This window comes from Pantoea sp. X-Soil-TKNS-1280 (assembly GCF_059730475.1).
In genome coordinates, this window is record NZ_AP035962.1 from 237,206 (window position 1) to 256,069 (window position 18,864).

Sequence of the window (18,864 nt, forward strand, 5' to 3'; positions counted from 1 at the left end):
GTCACGGGTTGAGGCGGCGCATTATAGAGTAGGCCGTTTCAGGAAGACAGCGGTTGTAACGAACCGGGGAGCGATGCATCGCGCACAAAAGGCAGATGATCACAGGCATGCTGGCGGGCAAAACGCGCGAACGCCTCCAGCACCGGCTGACGCTGTTCACCGTCACGCATTGCCGCGTACAAACGGCTCCACAACCCTTCACCCAGCGTTTTGGTCACCACCAATCCCTGATGTTCAAAACTCTCCACGACCCAGTGGGGCAGCGCCGCAATACCCATGCGCGCTGACACCATCTGGATCATCAGCAACGTATTATCGACACTCTTCAGCGCCGGGCTTACCCCCGCCGGCTGCAAAAAATGCCGCCAGATATCCAGTCGCTGACGCTGTACCGGATAAATCAGCAGGACTTCATCCGCCAAATCTTCCGGCGAAATATGTTCGCGCTGCGCCAGCGGATGATCGGGTGCCAGTACCAGCCGCACTTCGTAATCAAACATCGGGGAATAAAACAGCCCGCTACGCGGCAAAATATCGGAGGTCAGCACCACATCCAGCTCGCCCTGCTGCAACGCGGGTTGCGGGTCGAATGTCACGCCGGATTTAAAATCCATCACCACCTGCGGCCAGCTCTGACGGAAATTATTCAGCGCTGGCGTCAGCCACTGAATACAGCTGTGGCACTCAATGGCGATGCGCAACGTCGTCTGATGCGGCTCATGGCAAGCCTGCAACGCCTGCTGAATCTGCGGCAGGATTTGCTCAGCCAGCTGCAACAGGATCTCCCCCTGTGGTGTAAAACGTAGCGGCTGGCTCTTACGCACAAACAGGCGAAAGCCCAGCCGTTGCTCCAGGTCGCTGAACTGATGAGATAACGCCGATTGCGTTTGATGAAGCTGAGCGGCGGCGGCGGCCAGAGAGCCGGTATGCCGTAACGCTTGCAGCGTCCGCAGGTGTTTGAGTTCGATCATGAGAATCCTTCACATCGAGATTGAACAATTTGCGCTTGAGGAACATACAGTACCCGCAGAATATAGCGGTGTAAACATCTGGACGGCTAAACATCTGATTGTAACCTAAGCTGCTCAATAAAGAATACCTGGAGGACATCAAATGACCATTCTGAACCATACACTCGGTTTTCCTCGCGTCGGTCTGCGTCGTGAATTGAAAAAAGCCCAGGAAAGTTATTGGGCAGGTAATAGCTCACAGGAAGATTTGCTGGCCGTGGGGCGTGAGCTGCGTGCACGTCACTGGCAACAACAGAAAGAAGCGGGCGTGAACCTGCTGCCGGTGGGCGACTTCGCCTGGTACGATCACGTACTCACTACCAGCCTGCTGTTGGGCAACGTACCGGCCCGCCACCAGAATAAAGACGGCTCCGTTGACCTCGATACCCTGTTCCGCCTCGGCCGTGGTCGTGCACCGACCGGCGCACCCGCCGCCGCCGCCGAAATGACCAAATGGTTCAACACCAACTATCACTACATGGTGCCAGAATTCACCCAGGGTCAGCAGTTCAGACTGACCTGGACCCAGCTGCTGGACGAAGTGGACGAAGCGCTGGCGCTCGGGCATAAAGTTAAACCCGTGCTACTCGGCCCGGTCACTTACCTGTGGCTGGGTAAAGTGAAAGGCGAACAGTTTGATCGCCTTTCGCTGCTGAAAGACATCCTGCCGGTTTATCAACAGGTGCTGGCTGAACTGAAACAACGCGATATCGAATGGGTGCAGATTGATGAGCCAGCACTGGCGCTGGAACTGCCGCAGGAATGGCGTGCCGCGTTCAAACCGGCTTACGACGCGTTGCAGGGCAAAACCAAACTGCTGCTGACCACCTACTTCGACAGCATCGGCCAGAACCTTGATGTGATCAAAGCGCTGCCAGTGCAGGGGCTGCATGTTGACCTGGTACACGGCAAAGATGATATCCAGCACATCAACCAGCAACTGCCAGCAGAATGGCTGCTGTCTGTTGGGGTGATCAACGGTCGTAACGTCTGGCGTGCCGACCTCAGCAGTTGGTTCGAACGCCTGCAACCGCTGGTGGGACAACGCAAACAACTGTGGATCGGCTCTTCCTGCTCCCTGCTGCACAGCCCGATCGACCTGAGCGTGGAAACCCGTCTCGATGAAGAAGTGAAAAGCTGGTTTGCTTTTGCCCTGCAAAAATGTGCTGAGCTGTCCCTGCTGAGTAACGCACTGAACAACAACGATGCAAAATCCCTCGAAGCCTGGAGTGCGCCAATCCGTGCCCGTGCCCACTCCAGCCGTGTGCATAATGCCGCTGTGGCGGCGCGTCTGGCAAAAATCCAGGCCAAAGACACCGAGCGTAACAGCGCCTACACCGAGCGTGCTCAGGCGCAGCGCAACCGCTTCCATCTGCCAGCATGGCCGACCACCACCATTGGTTCATTCCCGCAGACTACTGAAATCCGCGGCCTGCGTCTCGATTTCAAAAAAGGCAACATTGATGGCGGTCACTATCGCACCGGTATCGCTGAACACATCAAACAGGCGATTGTGGAACAGGAACGTCTGGGGCTTGACGTGCTGGTGCACGGTGAAGCCGAGCGTAACGACATGGTTGAATATTTCGGCGAAAACCTCGACGGTTTCGTGTTCACTCAGAATGGTTGGGTACAGAGCTACGGCTCACGCTGCGTAAAACCGCCGGTGATTATCGGTGACGTCAGCCGCCCGGCAGCCATCACCGTAGAGTGGGCGAAATATGCCCAGTCGCTGACCGACAAACCGGTTAAAGGCATGCTCACCGGTCCGGTCACTATCCTGTGCTGGTCGTTCCCGCGTGAAGACGTTAGCCGTGAAACCATCGCCAAACAAATTGCACTGGCGCTGCGCGATGAAGTGGCAGACCTGGAAAAAGCCGGTATCGGCATCATCCAGATTGACGAACCGGCGTTGCGTGAAGGCCTGCCGCTGCATCAGTCCGACTGGGCTGCCTACCTCACCTGGGCGGTCGATGCGTTCCGCCTCAACGCGGCGGTGGCGCAGGATGACACCCAGATCCACACCCATATGTGTTATTGCGAGTTCAACGACATCATGGACTCTATCGCCGCGCTGGATGCGGACGTGATCACCATCGAAACCTCACGTTCCGATATGGACCTGCTGGAAGCGTTTAAAGAATTCTCATACCCGAACGAAATCGGCCCAGGGGTGTATGACATCCACTCACCGAACGTACCCAGCGTAGCGTGGATGGAAGACCTGCTGCGTAAAGCGGCGCTGAGTATCCCGGAAGAGCGTCTATGGGTGAACCCGGACTGCGGCCTGAAAACCCGTGGCTGGACGGAAACCCGTCAGGCTCTGGCCAATATGGTCGAAGCGGCGAAAAAACTGCGCGGTGAAACCGCGTAATCGTTGGATAAAATGTTGTGTTGATACGTTGGGGCGCGCAAGCGCCCCTTTTTTATTACGCGTCTGGTGCAACGCCATACTGCTTAAACCAGGCAAGCATTCGCACCCAGCCATCCTGCGCCGATTCCGCGTGATAGCTCGGACGATAATCAGCGTGGAAGGCATGGCCCGCATCCGGGTAGACCACGATCTCCGCTTTGGCATTGGCGGCACGCAGCGCCTGGCGCATCAGCTCAACGCTCTCCAGCGGAATCCCTTCATCCTGACCGCCGTACAGGCCCAGCACCGGTGCATTTAAATCGACGGCGATATCAATCGGATGCTTTTGCTGCTTCAGCGTCTTGTCGCCAATCAGGCGACCATACCAGGCAACCGCTGCACGCACCTGCGGGTTGTGCGCCGCGAATAGCCAGCTAATGCGCCCACCCCAGCAGAAACCGGTAATGCCCATACGACGGATATCACCGCCGTTGCGTGCGGCCCAGTTGGCGACGTGGTCGAGGTCTGACAGTACCTGTGAATCCGGCACCTTACTCACCAGTTCTTTAAACAAGGTCGGGATATCGTGGTATTCACTGGGATCGCCTTCACGGAAATAGAGCTCCGGTGCTACCGCCAGATAACCCTCCAGCGCCAGCCGACGGCAGATATCACGAATATGCTCATGTACGCCAAAAATCTCCTGCACCACCAACACCACTGGCAGTGTGCCTTCATACTCTTTTGGCCGGGCATAATACGCTGGCAGATTTTCACCCTGGCTGGGGACCGAGGTTTCTCCGCTATGGATCGCCTCGCTGTGGGTAATAATGGTGGTGCTCGCGGTCGGTTGTACGGCGGGGGCAAAGCCGCCAGTTGCAGATTTTTGTGCCATATTGTCTTCGGTTTTCATTGTTCTCTCCGTGCTAACAATCGCGCAATCACGTAACTATAGCCTGGCCGCTGTGGCCGGGCGGGTGTAGGGAGCAGAGGGGTTACGCATCAGTTCTTCCTCTTCTATTAACATTGCCGTTTAAACTTACACAGCACAGCTTGTAGCAATTCAGAATGGCAGACGACCAATGTGTGATTTCTATCACGTTATTTTTTTCTGATAATGTAACTTTCATTATCGATAGTGAAATTAGTCACATATTTATCCCGCCTGCTGACGTAAAGTGGCGCGCATATCCCTTATCTACCAGGAGTCTGTTATGGCCCAGTCTGACGTTTTCCACCTTGGCATCACCAAAGCCGACCTGAAAGGAGCCACGCTGGCCATCGTTCCCGGCGATCCTGAGCGCGTAAAGAAAATCGCTGCGCTGATGGACAACCCGCAGCACCTGGCGTCGCATCGTGAATTCACCACTTATCTGGCTGAGGTGGACGGCAAACCGGTCGTGGTTTGCTCCACCGGCATTGGTGGCCCGTCAACCTCCATCGCAGTAGAAGAACTGGCCCAGCTCGGTGTGCGTACCTTCCTGCGCGTCGGCACCACCGGTGCCATCCAGCCGAATATCAATGTGGGTGATGTGCTGGTCACCACGGCTTCGGTTCGTCTGGACGGTGCCAGCCTGCACTTCGCGCCGATGGAATTTCCGGCGGTCGCTGACTTCACCTGTACCACGGCGCTGGTCGCGGCGGCTGAAGCCTGTGGTGCGAAGACCCACATTGGCATCACCGCCTCCTCTGACACCTTCTATCCCGGCCAGGAACGTTACGACACCTTCTCAGGCCGTGTGGTTAGCCGCTTCCAGGGCTCGATGAAAGAGTGGCAGCAAATGGGCGTCCTCAACTATGAGATGGAATCCGCTACACTGTTAACCATGTGCGCCAGCCAGGGGCTGCGAGCCGGTATGGTGGCGGGCGTCATCGTGAATCGTACGCAGAAGGAGATCCCGGATGCGGCGACCATGAAACAGACTGAAAGCGACGCGGTGAAAATTGTAGTCGAAGCGGCGCGTCGGTTGATCTAGCGCGCCCGGTAACCGGCGATTTTCAGATTTCGTCGGTTACCTGAAACGGATGCGCGTAAATTCAGCGGATAACTGAGAAATTTCTATGCGCAAAACGGTTCCTGTTCAACGTCCTGCCTTTATGGTCAGCCCTCAGGCGCGTGTCGAAGATGCGGCCGCGCGTTTCCGCCAGGCGATGGCGGCGGCTGATTTCCCTGTCGCGCGTCAGTGCTGTGAAGAAGTGTTGCGTGTCATGCCGCACAACATGCAGGTGCTAAGTGATTATGCGCTGGCGCTGATGCGTGTTGGCGAATACCAGAAATCCTGGAAAACCTACCAGAAAATCTATCAGGCTACGGCGGATAAGCGGGCGCAGGCGGCGGAAACCTGGCTCGACGGTCTCACCGAAGTCTGTGGCTGGCTTAACAAGCCGGATGAGGTGGCGCGTTACGGGCTGGAATCGTTGCAGCAATCCGACCGGAAATTCAGCGCCGGGCAAAAGCACCCTCTGCCAGCAGAAGCACCACCGACCTTTGCAGCGTCTCGCCCACAGGAAAATATCATTGCCTTCAGCCTGTATGGCGACCAGCCACGCTATTGCGAAACCCTGATAAAAAATGTCGAGGTGGCACGCGAGCTTTACCCGGCTTGGACCTGCCGTATCTGGCTGGATGACAGCGTACCGCAACATGTCTGGCAGCGCCTGGCTCAGCCCAATGTACAGCTGGTGGATATGTCGCACGAGAAAACGCTGTTTCCCACCCTGTGGCGCTTCCTGGTGATGGATGATGCCAGCGTCAAACGTTTTATCGTGCGGGATGCGGATTCGCTGCTTTCCGAGCGCGAACTGGCTGCGGTGGAGGCCTGGCTGCAATCATCCTATTGGTTCCACCATATGCGTGACTACTTTACCCACACCGAATTGCTGCTGGCGGGAATGTGGGGCGGGTGTAACGGCGTATTCAGCAATATCGAACAGCAGATGCGTGATTTTATTACTCGCTACCAAGGCAGCGAACGTTTTACCGACCAGTATTTCCTCAAACTGGCGTTGTGGCCAACGGTACGCGAGAGCCTGCTCAGTCACGACGATATTTTCCATTTTCACCAGGCTGAAGCCTGGCCCGCTCATGATCCCATTCGTTGGCAGACTGACCGTTTTCATGTTGGCAGCAATGCGGGATTCTCCAGCATGGCAGGTAAAGCCAGCCATGCCGATGCGGCGATGCAGCAGGTTGAACTGACCTATGGCGACCAGAGCTGGTGTTATCCGGCAAAAGTGCGTGGCGGTGAATGGGCGTTACCGATGCCTTTTTTCCTGATTGATGCATGGAAAGCGGGTGAACTTACGGTGCAGGCGCTATAAGCCTGCCATCTGGCAAAATTGTCTGGACATTTATACAGTGCGCCTCTACCTTTTCCCTCAGCGAGAGGATCCACGGGGGAATTATGGATCAGCAACTTATCATTATCAGCGGCGTACTGGCGCTGGCGGGGTTCGGCCTGGGCTGGATAGTGGCGCAGCTGCGCGCGGGCCATCAGCACGCCAGCTTTTTAACCGAACGCCGCTTGCTGGAAGATGCCCAGCAGCGCCAGCAGCAGCAACTGGAGCTGACACAACAGCAGGTACAGCAGCGTGAACAGGAGCTGCGTCAGCTGCATGGTGCGCTGAGCGGTGCGCAGGAGCGCCTGCAACAGCTTGACTACTGGCGTGGCGAAAGCGAACAGCTGAGCCGTGAACTGCGCAACCAGCTGGAAGTGAACAGCGCGCAGGAAGCCGAGCTACGCGAAGTCACCATCCGCCTTGAAGAGACGCGTTTCGCCGCTGAGGAGAAACAGCGTCTGCTCACCAACAGCGAACAGCGCCTGAGCGCGCAGTTCGAAAATCTTGCCAATCGCATCTTCGAAAACAGCGGCCGTCGTGTTGATGAACAAAACCGCCAGAGTCTGAATAACCTGATCAGCCCGCTGCGCGAGCAGCTGGACGGTTTTCGTCGTCAGGTAAATGACAGCTTTGGTCAGGAAGCGCGTGAGCGCCATACGCTGGCCCATGAAATCCGTCAGCTGCAACAGTTGAATGCGCAGATGGCGCAGGAAGCGATTAACCTCACCAAAGCGCTGAAAGGCGACAACAAAATCCAGGGTAACTGGGGCGAAGTGGTGCTCAGCCGGGTGCTGGAGGCATCGGGCCTGCGCGAAGGTCATGAGTATGAAACCCAGGTCAACATTCAGCTGGAGTCGCAGGGCAGGATGCAACCGGATGTGATTGTGCGTCTGCCGCAGGGCAAGGATGTGGTGATTGACGCCAAAATGACGCTGATCGCCTATGAACGCTATTTCAATGCCGAAGATGAGGCCACGCGCGAGCAGGCGATTCAGGATCACGTCAACGCGGTGCGCGGCCATATTCGTCTGCTGGGACGAAAAGATTATCAACAATTGCCCGGTTTACGCTCCCTGGATTATGTGTTGATGTTTATCCCGGTTGAACCGGCTTTCCTGCTGGCGATCGATCGGCAGCCAGAGCTGATCAGCGAGGCGTTGCAGCAAAATATCATGCTGGTCAGCCCCACCACGCTGCTGGTGGCGCTACGCACCATCAACAATCTGTGGCGTTATGAGCATCAGAGCCGCAACGCACAGCGCATTGCCGATCGTGCTGCACGGCTGTATGACAAAATGCGGCTGTTTGTCGATGACATGAGCGGCATTGGTCACAACCTGGATAAAGCGCAGCAAAGTTACCAGCTGGCGATGAAAAAACTGGCGGAAGGGCGCGGTAATCTTATTGCGCAAAGTGAAGCGTTCCGTTCGCTGGGCGTCGAGATCAAACGCCCCATCAATCCGCAGCTGGTGGCGCAGGCGCAACCGTCAGAGACGGAGGAAGATTGGGCCGATGACGACGAGCCTGATGAAAAAGCAGAAGATTCTGCCGCCGCTTCCCTGCGCCGCATCAACGAATAGCACGCCGGTCGCGTGCCCGACCAGCGCAACTCTGATACACTTCGGGAAGAATTGTTTGTGGAACAGGTAAAACCCATGGCAGATGAATCACAGCAGGAAACTACCCACTTTGGCTTTCAGACCGTCGCGAAAAGCGAAAAGGCAGATAAAGTCGCCGACGTGTTTCACTCCGTAGCGGCAAAATATGACCTGATGAACGATCTGATGTCCTTCGGCATCCATCGTGTCTGGAAGCGTTTCACCATCGACAGCAGCGGCGTGCGCCGTGGTCAGCGTGTGCTGGATTTGGCCGGTGGTACCGGCGACCTGACGGCGAAATTCTCGCGTCTGGTAGGCGAAACCGGCCAGGTGGTGCTGGCGGACATCAATAGCTCAATGCTGAAGATGGGCCGTGAAAAACTGCGTAATCTCGGCATTTCTGGCAACGTCAGCTATGTGCAGGCCAACGCCGAAGCATTGCCTTTCCCGGATAACTATTTCGATTGCATCACCATCTCTTTTGGTCTGCGTAACGTGACGGAAAAAGAGAAAGCGCTGGCTTCTATGTTCCGCGTATTGAAGCCAGGCGGACGCCTGTTGGTGCTGGAATTCTCCAAACCGCTGATCGAACCGCTGAGCAAAGCCTATGATGCTTACTCATTCCACATTCTGCCGCGTATTGGTCAACTGGTGGCACAGGATGCCGAAAGCTATCGCTATCTGGCGGAATCGATCCGTATGCATCCCGATCAGGAAACCCTGAAGGCGATGATGAATGACGCGGGTTTTGAGAATACCACCTACTTCAACATGACTGGCGGCATCGTCGCGTTGCATCGCGGCTTTAAGTTCTGACAAATCATGGCCATGACTTTCACTCCTTTGATTACCGGCGGTCTTGAGACCGCCCTCAATCGTGTTTTGTATCGCGATCGCAGCCTGAAAGCGGCACGCCAACGTCTGGCGGGCAAAGTGCTGATGTTACGGTTGCAGGAACTCTCATTCCCGCTGGTGCTGGTGTTCAGCGAAAATCAGCTGGATGTGCTTGGCGACTGGCAGGACAGCAGCGATTGCACCGTCAGCCTGCGCCTTAGCACCCTGCCGAAATTGCGTGACCGCCAGCAACTCACCAGCCTGATTCGCAGTGGTGAGCTGGAAGTGGAGGGGGATTTGCAGGTGGTGCAGCAATTCTCGGCGTTGATGGATCTGGCAGAGCTGGATCCGGCGGAATATCTCGCGCCGTGGATTGGTGATATCGCTGCGCAGGGCATCAGCCAGGCCGCACAGCGCGCGCTGAAGTTTGTGCAACACGAGGTGACGCGTCGCCAGGATTACCTGGGGCAGACCCTCACTGAAGAGTGGCGACTGGCGCCGGGTGCGCTGGAACTTGCCTGGTTTTGCGAGGAAGTGGAAGCGATGGAACGTTCGCTCAATGCGTTAGAGGCGCGTTTAGCACAGCTGGAGGCGAAATGACGCTGGGAGAAATTCGGCGCTTATATTTTATCGTAAAGGTCTTTCTCAGCTATGGCCTTGATGAACTGATTCCCCACATGCGTATCACGCTGCCCCTGCGTTTATGGCGGCGCTGCATTTTCTGGATCCCCAACAAACACAAAAACGAATCGATGGGCGTGCGGATACGTCTGGCGATGGAGCAACTGGGGCCGGTGTGGATCAAGTTCGGTCAGATGCTCTCGACACGCCGAGATCTGTTTCCTCCGGCGATCGCTGATGAGCTGGCGATCCTGCAGGACCGCGTTGCACCGTTTGATGGCGTCAAAGCCAAAGCGCAAATCGAGAAATCCATCGGCGGGCCGGTGGAAACCTGGTTTGACGATTTCGAGATCACGCCACTGGCCTCGGCGTCTATTGCTCAGGTCCACACCGCGACGCTGAAAGAGAATGGCCGCGAAGTGGTGATCAAAGTGATCCGCCCGGATATCCTGCCGGTGATCAAAGCGGATATGAAGCTGATCTACCGCCTGGCGCGTTGGGTGCCGCGTTTGCTGCCGGATGGGCGTCGTCTGCGTCCGCAGGAAGTGGTGCGCGACTACGAAAAAACCTTGATTGATGAACTCAATCTGCTGCGTGAAGCTGCCAACGCGATTCAACTGCGTCGTAACTTTGACCAGAGCCGCATGCTGTATGTGCCGGAAATCTTCTCCGATTATTGCAGTGAATCGATGCTGGTGATGGAACGTATCTACGGCATTCCGATCTCTGACGTCGCCACGCTGGAGCAGCATGGCGTCAATATGAAGCTGCTGGCCGAGCGTGGTGTGCAGGTGTTCTTCACCCAGGTGTTCCGTGACAGCTTCTTCCATGCCGATATGCATCCCGGCAACATTTTCGTCAGCTACGACCACCCGGAAGATCCGCAATATATCGGCATCGACTGCGGTATCGTCGGTTCGCTGAACAAAGAGGATAAACGTTACCTGGCGGAAAACTTTATCGCGTTCTTTAACCGTGATTACCGCAAGGTGGCGGAGCTGCATGTTGATTCCGGCTGGGTGCCGCCGGATACCAACGTCGAAGATTTTGAGTTTGCGATTCGTACCGTGTGTGAACCGATTTTTGAGAAGCCGCTGGCAGAGATCTCCTTTGGCCATGTGTTGCTCAACCTGTTCAACACCGCACGTCGCTTCAACATGGAAGTGCAGCCACAGCTGGTGCTGTTGCAGAAAACCCTGCTGTATATCGAGGGGATTGGCCGTCAGCTCTATCCGCAGCTCGATTTGTGGAAAACCGCTAAACCGTTCCTCGAAGACTGGATTAAAGATCAGATTGGCATTCCGGCCATCTGGCGCGCGGTGAAAGACAAGGCTCCCTTCTGGGCAGAAAAACTGCCGGAGCTGCCGGAACTGTTTTACGACAGCATGCGCCAGCATAAATTGTTACAGCACAGCGTCGATAAACTGGTCACCGATCTGAATGCGCAACGCACCCGTCATAACAAGGCGCGTTATCTGTTCGGAGTAGGGGCTACACTGTTATTAAGTGGCACCGCAGTGCTACTGAGTCGGCCTGAGTGGGATTTGTTTCCCGCGATTTTAATGGCCGCAGGCATCGTTACCTGGCTGATAGGCTGGCGCAAGACAAACTGATTGTCAGCCAGATCTAAAACGCGTAATGTCGCATGCTAAGGCCCGAAATCATATGGGCTTTCTGTGTGTTACATTCAACAGTTTTTCACAGAATATTAGAGGCATATCTCATGGGCGGTATCAGTATTTGGCAATTGTTAATCATTGCCGTCATTGTTGTACTTCTGTTCGGTACCAATAAGCTACGCAATCTGGGTTCGGATTTAGGGTCTTCCATCCGCGGCTTCAAAAAAGCGATGGGTGACGAAGACGAGAAAAAGGATCAACCGAAAGAGCAGGACGCTGACTTCAACGCCAAAACCCTGGCAGATAAACAGCAAACCTCGGCTAGTAAAGACGACGCCAGGAACGACAAGCAGGTATAACTGTGTTCGACATTGGTTTTAGTGAACTGGTATTGGTGTTCGTTATCGGGCTGATTGTTCTCGGTCCGCAACGATTACCGGTTGCGGTAAAAACCGTAGTGGGCTGGATTCGCGCAATCCGCTCGCTGGCGGCTAACGTGCAGAATGAACTGGCGCAGGAACTGAAACTGCAGGAGCTGCAGGATAGCCTGAAGAAGGTGGAAGAAGCGGGCCGTGGCACGCTGTCACCGGAACTGAAAGAATCGATGGAAGAGTTGCGTAAAACCGCCGATTCCATGAAACGTTCTTATCAGCAGAGCATCGATATAGAGAAAGCGGAAGATGAAGCGAATACCATTCATACGCCGCCACCTGCTGCTCCTGTGCCACCGGTAACGCCTGCGACAGCCGTAACGCCCGCAACAGCAGAACATCAGGCCAGCGCGCCAGCGCAGGCACCGCACGCTGCTCCGTCTGCCGTGGACAAACCCGACACCGCCAGTGCGCCTCGCAGCACAGCGCCAACTCCTTCTGCAAATGATGAACGATAAACATGGCCGTTGAAGATACACAACCGCTCATCAGCCATCTGATTGAGCTGCGCAAGCGACTGTTAAACTGCATCATCGCGGTATTTGTCATCTTTCTGGCGCTGATCTACTTCGCCAATGATATCTACCATATTGTGGCAGAGCCGTTGATCAGGCAGATGCCAGCCGGTGCCACCATGATTGCGACCGAAGTCGCATCGCCGTTCTTTACCCCGATAAAGCTCACCATTATTGTTTCGGTGTTTCTGGCCGTACCGGTGATTCTGTATCAGGTATGGGCGTTCATTGCGCCTGCGCTGTATCGCCATGAGCGCAAGCTGGTGATGCCGCTGCTGTTCTCCAGCACGCTGTTATTTTACGTCGGTGTGGCTTTTGCTTACTTCGTCGTGTTCCCGCTGGCGTTTGGCTTCTTTGCCAAAACCGCGCCGCAGGGCGTGCAGATCGCCACGGATATCACCCACTATCTCGACTTCGTCATGACCCTGTTCCTGGCATTTGGGGTGGCGTTTGAGGTGCCGGTGGTGATTGTGCTGCTGTGCTGGACCGGGATCACCACGCCGGAAGATCTGAAAAAGAAACGTCCCTACATTCTGGTTGGCGCGTTCGTTGTTGGGATGTTGCTCACACCACCGGATGTTTTCTCACAAACTTTGCTCGCTATTCCGATGTACTGCCTGTTTGAAGTCGGCGTATTCTTCTCCCGCTACTATGTGGGGAAAGGACGAAAGTCGGAGTCGGATTCAGAATCGGTTGACGAGGAACATCACACCGAATCCTGATATCCAGACTGAGTATCCCGCGTGCGAGCGGGATGATGATGAATCTGAACCGCCCGCTTGTTGGGCGGTTTTTATTTGGGAAAAAACATGTTTGATATCGGTGTAAACCTGACCAGCACGCAATTCGCCAAAGATCGCGAACAGGTGGTGACGCGTGCGCGCGACGCAGGCGTCACCGGCCTGTTAATCACGGGCACCAACGCGCTGGAAAGCCAGCAGGCACAGCGGCTGGCTGCATTGCATTCTGGCTACTGCTGGTCAACTGCAGGCGTGCATCCGCACCATGCCAGCGAATGGTCGGCAGAAACCGCCAACACCCTGCGCCGCCTGGCAGAAAGTGAGCAGGTGGTGGCGATTGGTGAATGCGGACTGGACTTTAACCGCAACTTCTCCGCGCATGACCAGCAGGAATACGCCTTCGATGCGCAACTGCAACTGGCGGCTGAATTACAGCTGCCGGTATTTCTGCATTGCCGCGAAGCGCACACGCGTTTTGCGGCGATTCTGCAACCCTGGCTGCCAAAACTGGTGGGTGCGGTGGCGCATTGTTTTACCGGCACACGCGAAGAACTGGAGGCCTGCCTGGCGCTGGGGCTGTCAGTGGGAATTACCGGCTGGGTATGCGACGAACGCCGTGGCATGGGGCTGCGTGAACTGTTGCCATTGATTCCGGCTGACCGCCTGCTGCTGGAAACCGATGCGCCTTATTTGCTGCCGCGTGATATGCATCCGCGTCCGACGTCGCGTCGTAATGAACCGTGTTTTCTGCCGCACATCGTGCAGCAAGTGGCGTTATGGCGTAATGAGGATGCAGAAACGCTGGGCGCACAGGTGGATTACAATGCGCGTCAGCTGTTCAGATTGGTTTAGGCTTTGCGGAACTGTTTGTTATCGACGCTGCGCATAACCTGCTTATTCAGCAGGTTCAGCAGCAGGATGGAACGGGTTTCGCCATCCGGCTCGGCAAAAATGGCACGCAGACCTTCGAAGGTGCCATCGGTGATGATCACTTCATCACCGACCTGTGGCGTTTCCGGATCCAGCAGGATCTGTGGCGCGTCACTTTGCAGTGCTTCGATCACTTCATACGGCACCGTCGCCGGCATCGCCCCGAAGCGCACGAAGTGGCTGACACCACGCGTGCTGCTGATGGTGGTGGTATGAATCGCTTCCGGATCGAATTCAATAAACAGATAGTTGGGGAACAGCGGTTCACTTACGGTGGTGCGTTTGCCACGAACGATTTTTTCCAGAGCAATCATCGGGCTGAGGCAATTCACCTCCTGCCGCTCAAGATGCTCTTTCGCGCGCAATAGCTGTCCACGTTTGCAATAAAGTAAGTACCAGGATTCCATAACTGCTCCCAAAGAATGGACGCTAAGAATAGCAAACCTGCTTTCAGAGTTATAGCGCATCGGCCGGGGTAAACGCAGCTGTAAAACAAATTTCACTACGATTTTTCTGAGTCTGAGACCTTTTTGATCGTTTTCTGTAAGAAAATTGACGTCTGGCAATCTTCTGTATCAGACTCCTTCACCATCTTATGAATGAAAGGACCGTCTGATGGAACTGTTCCTGTTAAGCAACGGCAAGTTGGCCGACGATGCGCCGTTGCTGAGTTATGCCCACCCACAGCTTCATGCGATGATTGCACAACGCGGTATTACTTCTGCGGTGCTGGTACCCTACGCCATTATTCGTGGTGATCATGCCCAGCGCGCGCTGGACCTGAGCGATTCACTCGGTATTCAGGTGCGCACCGTGCATGAGTTTGCTACTCCGGTCGAAGCGATTGAACAGGCAGAACTGATTCTGGTGAGCGGCGGTAACACCTGGCTGCTGAACCAGATGCTGCATGAACAGGGTTTGATTGTGGCCATTCAGCGCGCAGTGCGTGAACGCCGGGTGCCTTACGTTGGCTGGAGCGCCGGTTGCAACGTGGCGACACCTTCCATCCGTACCACCAATGATATGCCGGTGCGCAGCAGCGTGGTGTTGCCTGCGCTGGGGCTGTTCCCGGTACAGATCAATCCGCATTACCTCGATGCACACGTCAGCGGCCATATGGGGGAAACCCGGGATGAGCGTCTGGCAGAGTTCTGTGCGGTCAACCCGAGCGAATCGGTGATTGCGCTGCGCGAAGGCAGTTTCCTGCATGTCAGCGAAGATCGTCTGCGTTACTACAGCGCGCGTGGTGAAGATTTTAAAGTGTTCCGCCACGGTGAACCTATTGCTGCGTACCACGATGTGCTGGCGTTGCAATCGCTGGTGCCATTCTCCTGTCAGCCCGCCTGACGCAGAAACCTCAACAAGCCTGCGGAATCGGCCCTATAATGGCCGATTATCTCAGGCCGGAAAGCTAACCCTACATGAAATATCAGGATTTACGTGATTTCCTTGCGCTGCTGGAGCAGCGGGGCGAGTTAAAACGCATCACTCAGGCGATCGATCCCGAACTGGAGATGACCGAAATTGCTGACCGTACCCTGCGTGCGGGCGGTCCGGCGTTGCTGTTCGAAAACCCGAAAGGCTACAACATGCCGGTGCTGTGCAACCTGTTTGGTACGCCGAAACGCGTGGCGATGGGCATGGGGCAGGAAGAGGTCAGCGCGCTGCGCGAAGTGGGCAAACTGCTGGCATTCCTGAAAGAACCTGAGCCGCCAAAGGGCTTCCGCGACCTGTTTGACAAGATGCCGCAGTTTAAGCAGGTGCTGAACATGCCGACCAAACGGCTGCGTAATGCGCCTTGTCAGGAAGAAGTATTCAGCGGTGATGAGGTCGATTTATCGCGCATTCCGGTGATGAAATGCTGGCCGGATGATGCCGCACCGCTGATCACCTGGGGCCTGACGGTGACGCGCGGACCGCATAAAGAGCGCCAGAATCTCGGGATTTATCGCCAGCAGGTGATTGGCAAAAATCGTCTGATTATGCGCTGGCTATCGCATCGCGGCGGCGCGCTCGATTTCCAGGAGTGGTGTAAAGCTCACCCCGGCGAGCGTTTTCCGGTTTCTGTCGCCCTCGGTGCTGACCCGGCAACCATTCTGGGTGCGGTGACTCCGGTACCGGATACCTTATCGGAATACGCCTTCGCGGGCCTGCTGCGTGGCAATAAAACCGAAGTGGTGAAGTGTCTGTCTAACGACCTCGAAGTCCCCGCCAGCGCTGAAATCGTGCTGGAAGGTTACATCGAGCCGGGCGATATGGCGCCAGAAGGCCCGTACGGCGATCACACCGGCTACTACAATGAAGTAGATAACTTCCCGGTGTTTACCGTGACGCACATAACGCAACGTCGTAACCCGATTTATCACTCAACCTATACCGGCCGTCCACCGGATGAACCGGCGGTGCTGGGCGTGGCGTTAAATGAAGTGCTGGTGCCGATTCTGATCAAACAGTTCCCGGAAATTGTTGATTTCTATCTGCCACCGGAAGGCTGTTCGTATCGCCTGGCTGTCGTGACGATGAAAAAACAGTATGCCGGTCATGCGAAGCGCGTGATGTTTGGCGTCTGGTCGTTCCTGCGGCAGTTCATGTACACCAAATTTGTTATTGTGTGTGACGATGACGTCAACGCGCGTGACTGGAATGATGTGATTTGGGCGATTACCACGCGTATGGACCCGGCGCGCGACACGGTGCTGGTTGAAAACACGCCAATCGACTACCTCGATTTCGCCTCGCCGGTCTCCGGGCTGGGGTCGAAGATGGGACTCGATGCCACCAATAAATGGCCGGGTGAAACGACGCGTGAGTGGGGAACCCCGATTGTCAAAGATCCGGCGGTGACGGCGCGCATTGACGCCATCTGGGATGAGCTAGGTATCTTTGCCGAGCCGCCGCAGCGCTGACGGCGGTGAATAACCATAAAAACGACCCGACAGAGGGAACGCATGACAACGTTAAGCTGTAAAGTGACTTCGGTTGAAGCGATTACTGATACCGTCTACCGCGTCCGTTTAATTCCGGAAGCGAATTTTAGCTTTCGTGCCGGACAGTACCTGATGGTGGTGATGGACGAACGGGATAAACGCCCGTTTTCCCTGGCGTCCACGCCGATGGAAAAAGACATCATCGAGCTGCATATCGGCGCATCGGAGCTCAATCTCTATGCCATGGCGGTGATGGAACGTATCCAGAATCAGCGTGAAATCACCGTAGACATGCCGCATGGTGATGCCTGGCTGCGTGAAGATAGCGATCGTCCCATCATCCTGATTGCGGGAGGAACCGGATTCTCCTACGCCCGTTCCATTCTGCTGACCGCACTGGCACAGCAGCCCGATCGTGATATCGCGATTTACTGGGGCGGCCGTGAACTGACCCATCTCTACGATCTCGATGAACTGAATGCGCTGGCGGTTAAGCATCCCAATTTGCAGGTGATCCCGGTGGTTGAACAGCCGGAAGCGAGCTGGCAGGGACGTACCGGTACGGTACTGACGGCGGTGATGCAGGACTACGCTTCATTGAGCGGACACGATATTTATATCGCTGGCCGGTTCGAAATGGCGAAGATCGCGCGTGAACGCTTTTGTGCGGAACGGGGTGCGCTGGAAGCACAGATGTTCGGCGATGCTTTTGCGTTTATCTGATCGGGTAAAAAACCCGCCCGAGAGGGCGGGAAATCATGCAGTGGTCAACGTATTACAGACGTTCGAATACGGTTGCGATGCCCTGACCTAACCCAATACACATGGTCGCCAGGCCAAACTGTACATCGCGTTTTTCCATCAGATGCAGCAATGTGGTGCTGATGCGTGCACCGGAACATCCCAGCGGATGACCGAGTGCAATTGCGCCGCCATTCAGATTCACCTTCTCATCTATCTGTTCCAGCAGGCCTAAATCCTTCAGGCAGGGTAGTGTCTGGGCGGCGAAGGCCTCGTTGAGCTCGAACAGGCCAATATCCTGCACTGTCAGACCGGCGCGCTTCAGCGCCAGTTTACTGGCTGGCACCGGGCCATAGCCCATAATGGAAGGATCGCAGCCGACTACCGCCATGCTGCGAATGCGTGCGCGGGGTGTCAGGCCCAGTTCGCGCGCCCGGCTTTCGCCCATAATTAACATTGCGGCCGCACCGTCGGAAAGGGCTGAGGAAGTACCGGCAGTGACGGTACCGTTGACCGGGTCAAATGCCGGTTTCAGCGCGGCTAATCCTTCCAGGCTGGCATCTTCGCGGATCACTTCATCGGCGTCATAGCGTTTCAGTACGCCATCAACATCGTGACCATAGGTCGGGATAATTTCGCGCTTAAAATCGCCGCGCTGGGTGGCCTGCCAGGCACGCTGATGTGAGCGCAACGCAAAGGCATCCTGTTGTTCGCGGCTGATATGATGCATACGCGCCAGCATTTCGGCAGTCAGCCCCATCATCCCCGCGGCTTTCGCCACCGTACGGCTCAGGCCAGGGTGGAAATCGACACCGTGGCTCATCGGCACGTGGCCCATATGTTCGACACCGCCAATCAGGCAACTTTGCGCATCGCCTACCATAATGGCGCGCGCCGCATCGTGCAGTGCCTGCATCGACGACCCACATAAGCGGTTCACGGTGCTGGCGGGTACGCGATGCGGGATCTCTGCCAGCAGCGCCGCATTACGGGCAATGTTAAAACCCTGCTCCAGCGTTTGCTGTACGCAGCCCCAGATGATGTCATCCAGCGTGGCGGGATCGAGCGCTGGGTTGCGGCTGAGTAATTCACGCATCAGATGTGCTGAGAGATCCTCTGCGCGTACCTGACGAAACGCACCGCCTTTGGAACGGCCCATCGGTGTGCGGGCGGCATCGATAATAACGACATTTTCCATTGTAAAAT

Annotated in this window: 18 protein-coding genes; 14 read left to right on the forward strand and 4 right to left on the reverse strand. The window is 55.8% G+C overall.

Annotated features, from left to right (window positions below; all coding sequences use genetic code 11):
• Positions 1–38: 38 nt before the first annotated feature.
• A complete protein-coding gene (gene metR / locus AC6I8X_RS01090) occupies positions 39–971 on the reverse strand; it encodes an HTH-type transcriptional regulator MetR (RefSeq protein WP_313683533.1) in 933 nt (310 codons plus the stop codon).
• A gap of 142 nt (positions 972–1,113) precedes the next feature.
• Here metR and metE point away from each other — a divergent pair, with 142 nt between their 5' ends.
• A complete protein-coding gene (gene metE / locus AC6I8X_RS01095) occupies positions 1,114–3,384 on the forward strand; it encodes a 5-methyltetrahydropteroyltriglutamate--homocysteine S-methyltransferase (RefSeq protein WP_497840423.1) in 2,271 nt (756 codons plus the stop codon).
• 55 nt (positions 3,385–3,439) lie between these two features.
• On the opposite strand, the gene AC6I8X_RS01100 is transcribed toward metE, so the two are convergent.
• The gene (locus AC6I8X_RS01100; protein WP_497840424.1) at positions 3,440–4,276 is read right to left on the reverse strand and encodes a dienelactone hydrolase family protein; all 837 of its coding nucleotides are present in this window, start codon (positions 4,274–4,276) and stop codon (positions 3,440–3,442) included.
• A 301-nt stretch (positions 4,277–4,577) separates the two neighbouring features.
• Between AC6I8X_RS01100 and udp the strand changes: the two genes are divergently transcribed.
• The 10 genes from udp to tatD all read left to right on the forward strand — a co-directional run bounded on the left by udp (position 4,578) and on the right by tatD (position 13,912).
• A complete protein-coding gene (udp, locus tag AC6I8X_RS01105; protein ID WP_084871734.1) occupies positions 4,578–5,339 on the forward strand; it encodes a uridine phosphorylase in 762 nt (253 codons plus the stop codon).
• 85 nt (positions 5,340–5,424) lie between these two features.
• Entirely contained in the window at positions 5,425–6,684 is a 1,260-nt protein-coding gene (locus tag AC6I8X_RS01110) for a tetratricopeptide repeat protein (RefSeq protein ID WP_497840425.1), read from the forward strand.
• Positions 6,685–6,767: 83 nt separating this feature from the next.
• On the forward strand, positions 6,768–8,282 hold the full coding sequence (gene rmuC, locus AC6I8X_RS01115; RefSeq protein ID WP_299455364.1) for a DNA recombination protein RmuC: 1,515 nt from the start codon (positions 6,768–6,770) through the stop codon (positions 8,280–8,282).
• Positions 8,283–8,357: 75 nt separating this feature from the next.
• Complete coding sequence (gene ubiE / locus AC6I8X_RS01120; RefSeq protein WP_084871737.1) at positions 8,358–9,116, forward strand: bifunctional demethylmenaquinone methyltransferase/2-methoxy-6-polyprenyl-1,4-benzoquinol methylase UbiE; 759 nt, start codon at positions 8,358–8,360, stop codon at positions 9,114–9,116.
• Between the two features lie 12 nt (positions 9,117–9,128).
• On the forward strand, positions 9,129–9,734 hold the full coding sequence (ubiJ, locus tag AC6I8X_RS01125; protein WP_084878260.1) for a ubiquinone biosynthesis protein UbiJ: 606 nt from the start codon (positions 9,129–9,131) through the stop codon (positions 9,732–9,734).
• Positions 9,731–11,368, forward strand: coding sequence for a ubiquinone biosynthesis regulatory protein kinase UbiB (ubiB, locus tag AC6I8X_RS01130; RefSeq protein WP_313683538.1), 1,638 nt, complete (start codon positions 9,731–9,733; stop codon positions 11,366–11,368). Before ubiJ ends, ubiB begins: the two co-directional genes overlap by 4 nt.
• A 110-nt stretch (positions 11,369–11,478) precedes the next feature.
• A complete protein-coding gene (tatA, locus tag AC6I8X_RS01135; protein WP_084871739.1) occupies positions 11,479–11,733 on the forward strand; it encodes a Sec-independent protein translocase subunit TatA in 255 nt (84 codons plus the stop codon).
• A 2-nt stretch (positions 11,734–11,735) separates the two neighbouring features.
• A complete protein-coding gene (gene tatB / locus AC6I8X_RS01140; RefSeq protein ID WP_313683539.1) occupies positions 11,736–12,263 on the forward strand; it encodes a Sec-independent protein translocase protein TatB in 528 nt (175 codons plus the stop codon).
• A gap of 2 nt (positions 12,264–12,265) precedes the next feature.
• A complete protein-coding gene (tatC, locus tag AC6I8X_RS01145) occupies positions 12,266–13,042 on the forward strand; it encodes a Sec-independent protein translocase subunit TatC (protein WP_310617298.1) in 777 nt (258 codons plus the stop codon).
• 87 nt (positions 13,043–13,129) lie between these two features.
• Positions 13,130–13,912, forward strand: a complete 783-nt coding sequence (gene tatD, locus AC6I8X_RS01150; protein ID WP_313683540.1) for a 3'-5' ssDNA/RNA exonuclease TatD — start codon at positions 13,130–13,132, stop codon at positions 13,910–13,912.
• On the opposite strand, the gene rfaH is transcribed toward tatD, so the two are convergent.
• Positions 13,909–14,397: a transcription/translation regulatory transformer protein RfaH gene (gene rfaH / locus AC6I8X_RS01155; protein ID WP_208713605.1), complete on the reverse strand. Its 489-nt coding sequence runs from the start codon at positions 14,395–14,397 to the stop codon at positions 13,909–13,911. The genes tatD and rfaH overlap by 4 nt on opposite strands.
• A 208-nt stretch (positions 14,398–14,605) precedes the next feature.
• On the opposite strand from rfaH, the gene pepE reads away from it, so the two are divergent.
• The 3 genes from pepE to fre all read left to right on the forward strand — a co-directional run bounded on the left by pepE (position 14,606) and on the right by fre (position 17,640).
• Entirely contained in the window at positions 14,606–15,337 is a 732-nt protein-coding gene (pepE, locus tag AC6I8X_RS01160) for a dipeptidase PepE (protein ID WP_313683541.1), read from the forward strand.
• Between the two features lie 74 nt (positions 15,338–15,411).
• Positions 15,412–16,896, forward strand: coding sequence for a 4-hydroxy-3-polyprenylbenzoate decarboxylase (ubiD, locus tag AC6I8X_RS01165; RefSeq protein WP_208713607.1), 1,485 nt, complete (start codon positions 15,412–15,414; stop codon positions 16,894–16,896).
• 42 nt (positions 16,897–16,938) lie between these two features.
• Positions 16,939–17,640 carry an NAD(P)H-flavin reductase gene (fre, locus tag AC6I8X_RS01170; protein ID WP_497840426.1) on the forward strand — a complete coding sequence of 234 codons (702 nt, stop codon included), beginning with the start codon at positions 16,939–16,941 and terminating at the stop codon, positions 17,638–17,640.
• A 52-nt stretch (positions 17,641–17,692) separates the two neighbouring features.
• On the opposite strand, the gene fadA is transcribed toward fre, so the two are convergent.
• Complete coding sequence (gene fadA, locus AC6I8X_RS01175; RefSeq protein WP_299455342.1) at positions 17,693–18,856, reverse strand: acetyl-CoA C-acyltransferase FadA; 1,164 nt, start codon at positions 18,854–18,856, stop codon at positions 17,693–17,695.
• Between the last annotated feature and the right edge of the window lie 8 nt (positions 18,857–18,864).

Excerpts from the sequence above, each read along its gene's own strand:
- fre (WP_497840426.1), top strand. The coding sequence starts at position 16,939 with ATGACAACGTTAAGCTGTAAAGTGACTTCGGTTGAAGCGATTACTGAT.
- pepE (WP_313683541.1), top strand. The coding sequence starts at position 14,606 with ATGGAACTGTTCCTGTTAAGCAACGGCAAGTTGGCCGACGATGCGCCG.
- tatD (WP_313683540.1), top strand. The coding sequence starts at position 13,130 with ATGTTTGATATCGGTGTAAACCTGACCAGCACGCAATTCGCCAAAGAT.
- metE (WP_497840423.1), top strand. The coding sequence starts at position 1,114 with ATGACCATTCTGAACCATACACTCGGTTTTCCTCGCGTCGGTCTGCGT.
- ubiE (WP_084871737.1), top strand. The coding sequence starts at position 8,358 with ATGGCAGATGAATCACAGCAGGAAACTACCCACTTTGGCTTTCAGACC.
- rfaH (WP_208713605.1), bottom strand. The coding sequence starts at position 14,397 with ATGGAATCCTGGTACTTACTTTATTGCAAACGTGGACAGCTATTGCGC.
- ubiB (WP_313683538.1), top strand. The coding sequence starts at position 9,731 with ATGACGCTGGGAGAAATTCGGCGCTTATATTTTATCGTAAAGGTCTTT.
- AC6I8X_RS01110 (WP_497840425.1), top strand. The coding sequence starts at position 5,425 with ATGCGCAAAACGGTTCCTGTTCAACGTCCTGCCTTTATGGTCAGCCCT.
- ubiJ (WP_084878260.1), top strand. The coding sequence starts at position 9,129 with ATGACTTTCACTCCTTTGATTACCGGCGGTCTTGAGACCGCCCTCAAT.
- rmuC (WP_299455364.1), top strand. The coding sequence starts at position 6,768 with ATGGATCAGCAACTTATCATTATCAGCGGCGTACTGGCGCTGGCGGGG.
- tatA (WP_084871739.1), top strand. The coding sequence starts at position 11,479 with ATGGGCGGTATCAGTATTTGGCAATTGTTAATCATTGCCGTCATTGTT.
- AC6I8X_RS01100 (WP_497840424.1), bottom strand. The coding sequence starts at position 4,276 with ATGAAAACCGAAGACAATATGGCACAAAAATCTGCAACTGGCGGCTTT.
- metR (WP_313683533.1), bottom strand. The coding sequence starts at position 971 with ATGATCGAACTCAAACACCTGCGGACGCTGCAAGCGTTACGGCATACC.
- ubiD (WP_208713607.1), top strand. The coding sequence starts at position 15,412 with ATGAAATATCAGGATTTACGTGATTTCCTTGCGCTGCTGGAGCAGCGG.
- fadA (WP_299455342.1), bottom strand. The coding sequence starts at position 18,856 with ATGGAAAATGTCGTTATTATCGATGCCGCCCGCACACCGATGGGCCGT.
- tatC (WP_310617298.1), top strand. The coding sequence starts at position 12,266 with ATGGCCGTTGAAGATACACAACCGCTCATCAGCCATCTGATTGAGCTG.
- udp (WP_084871734.1), top strand. The coding sequence starts at position 4,578 with ATGGCCCAGTCTGACGTTTTCCACCTTGGCATCACCAAAGCCGACCTG.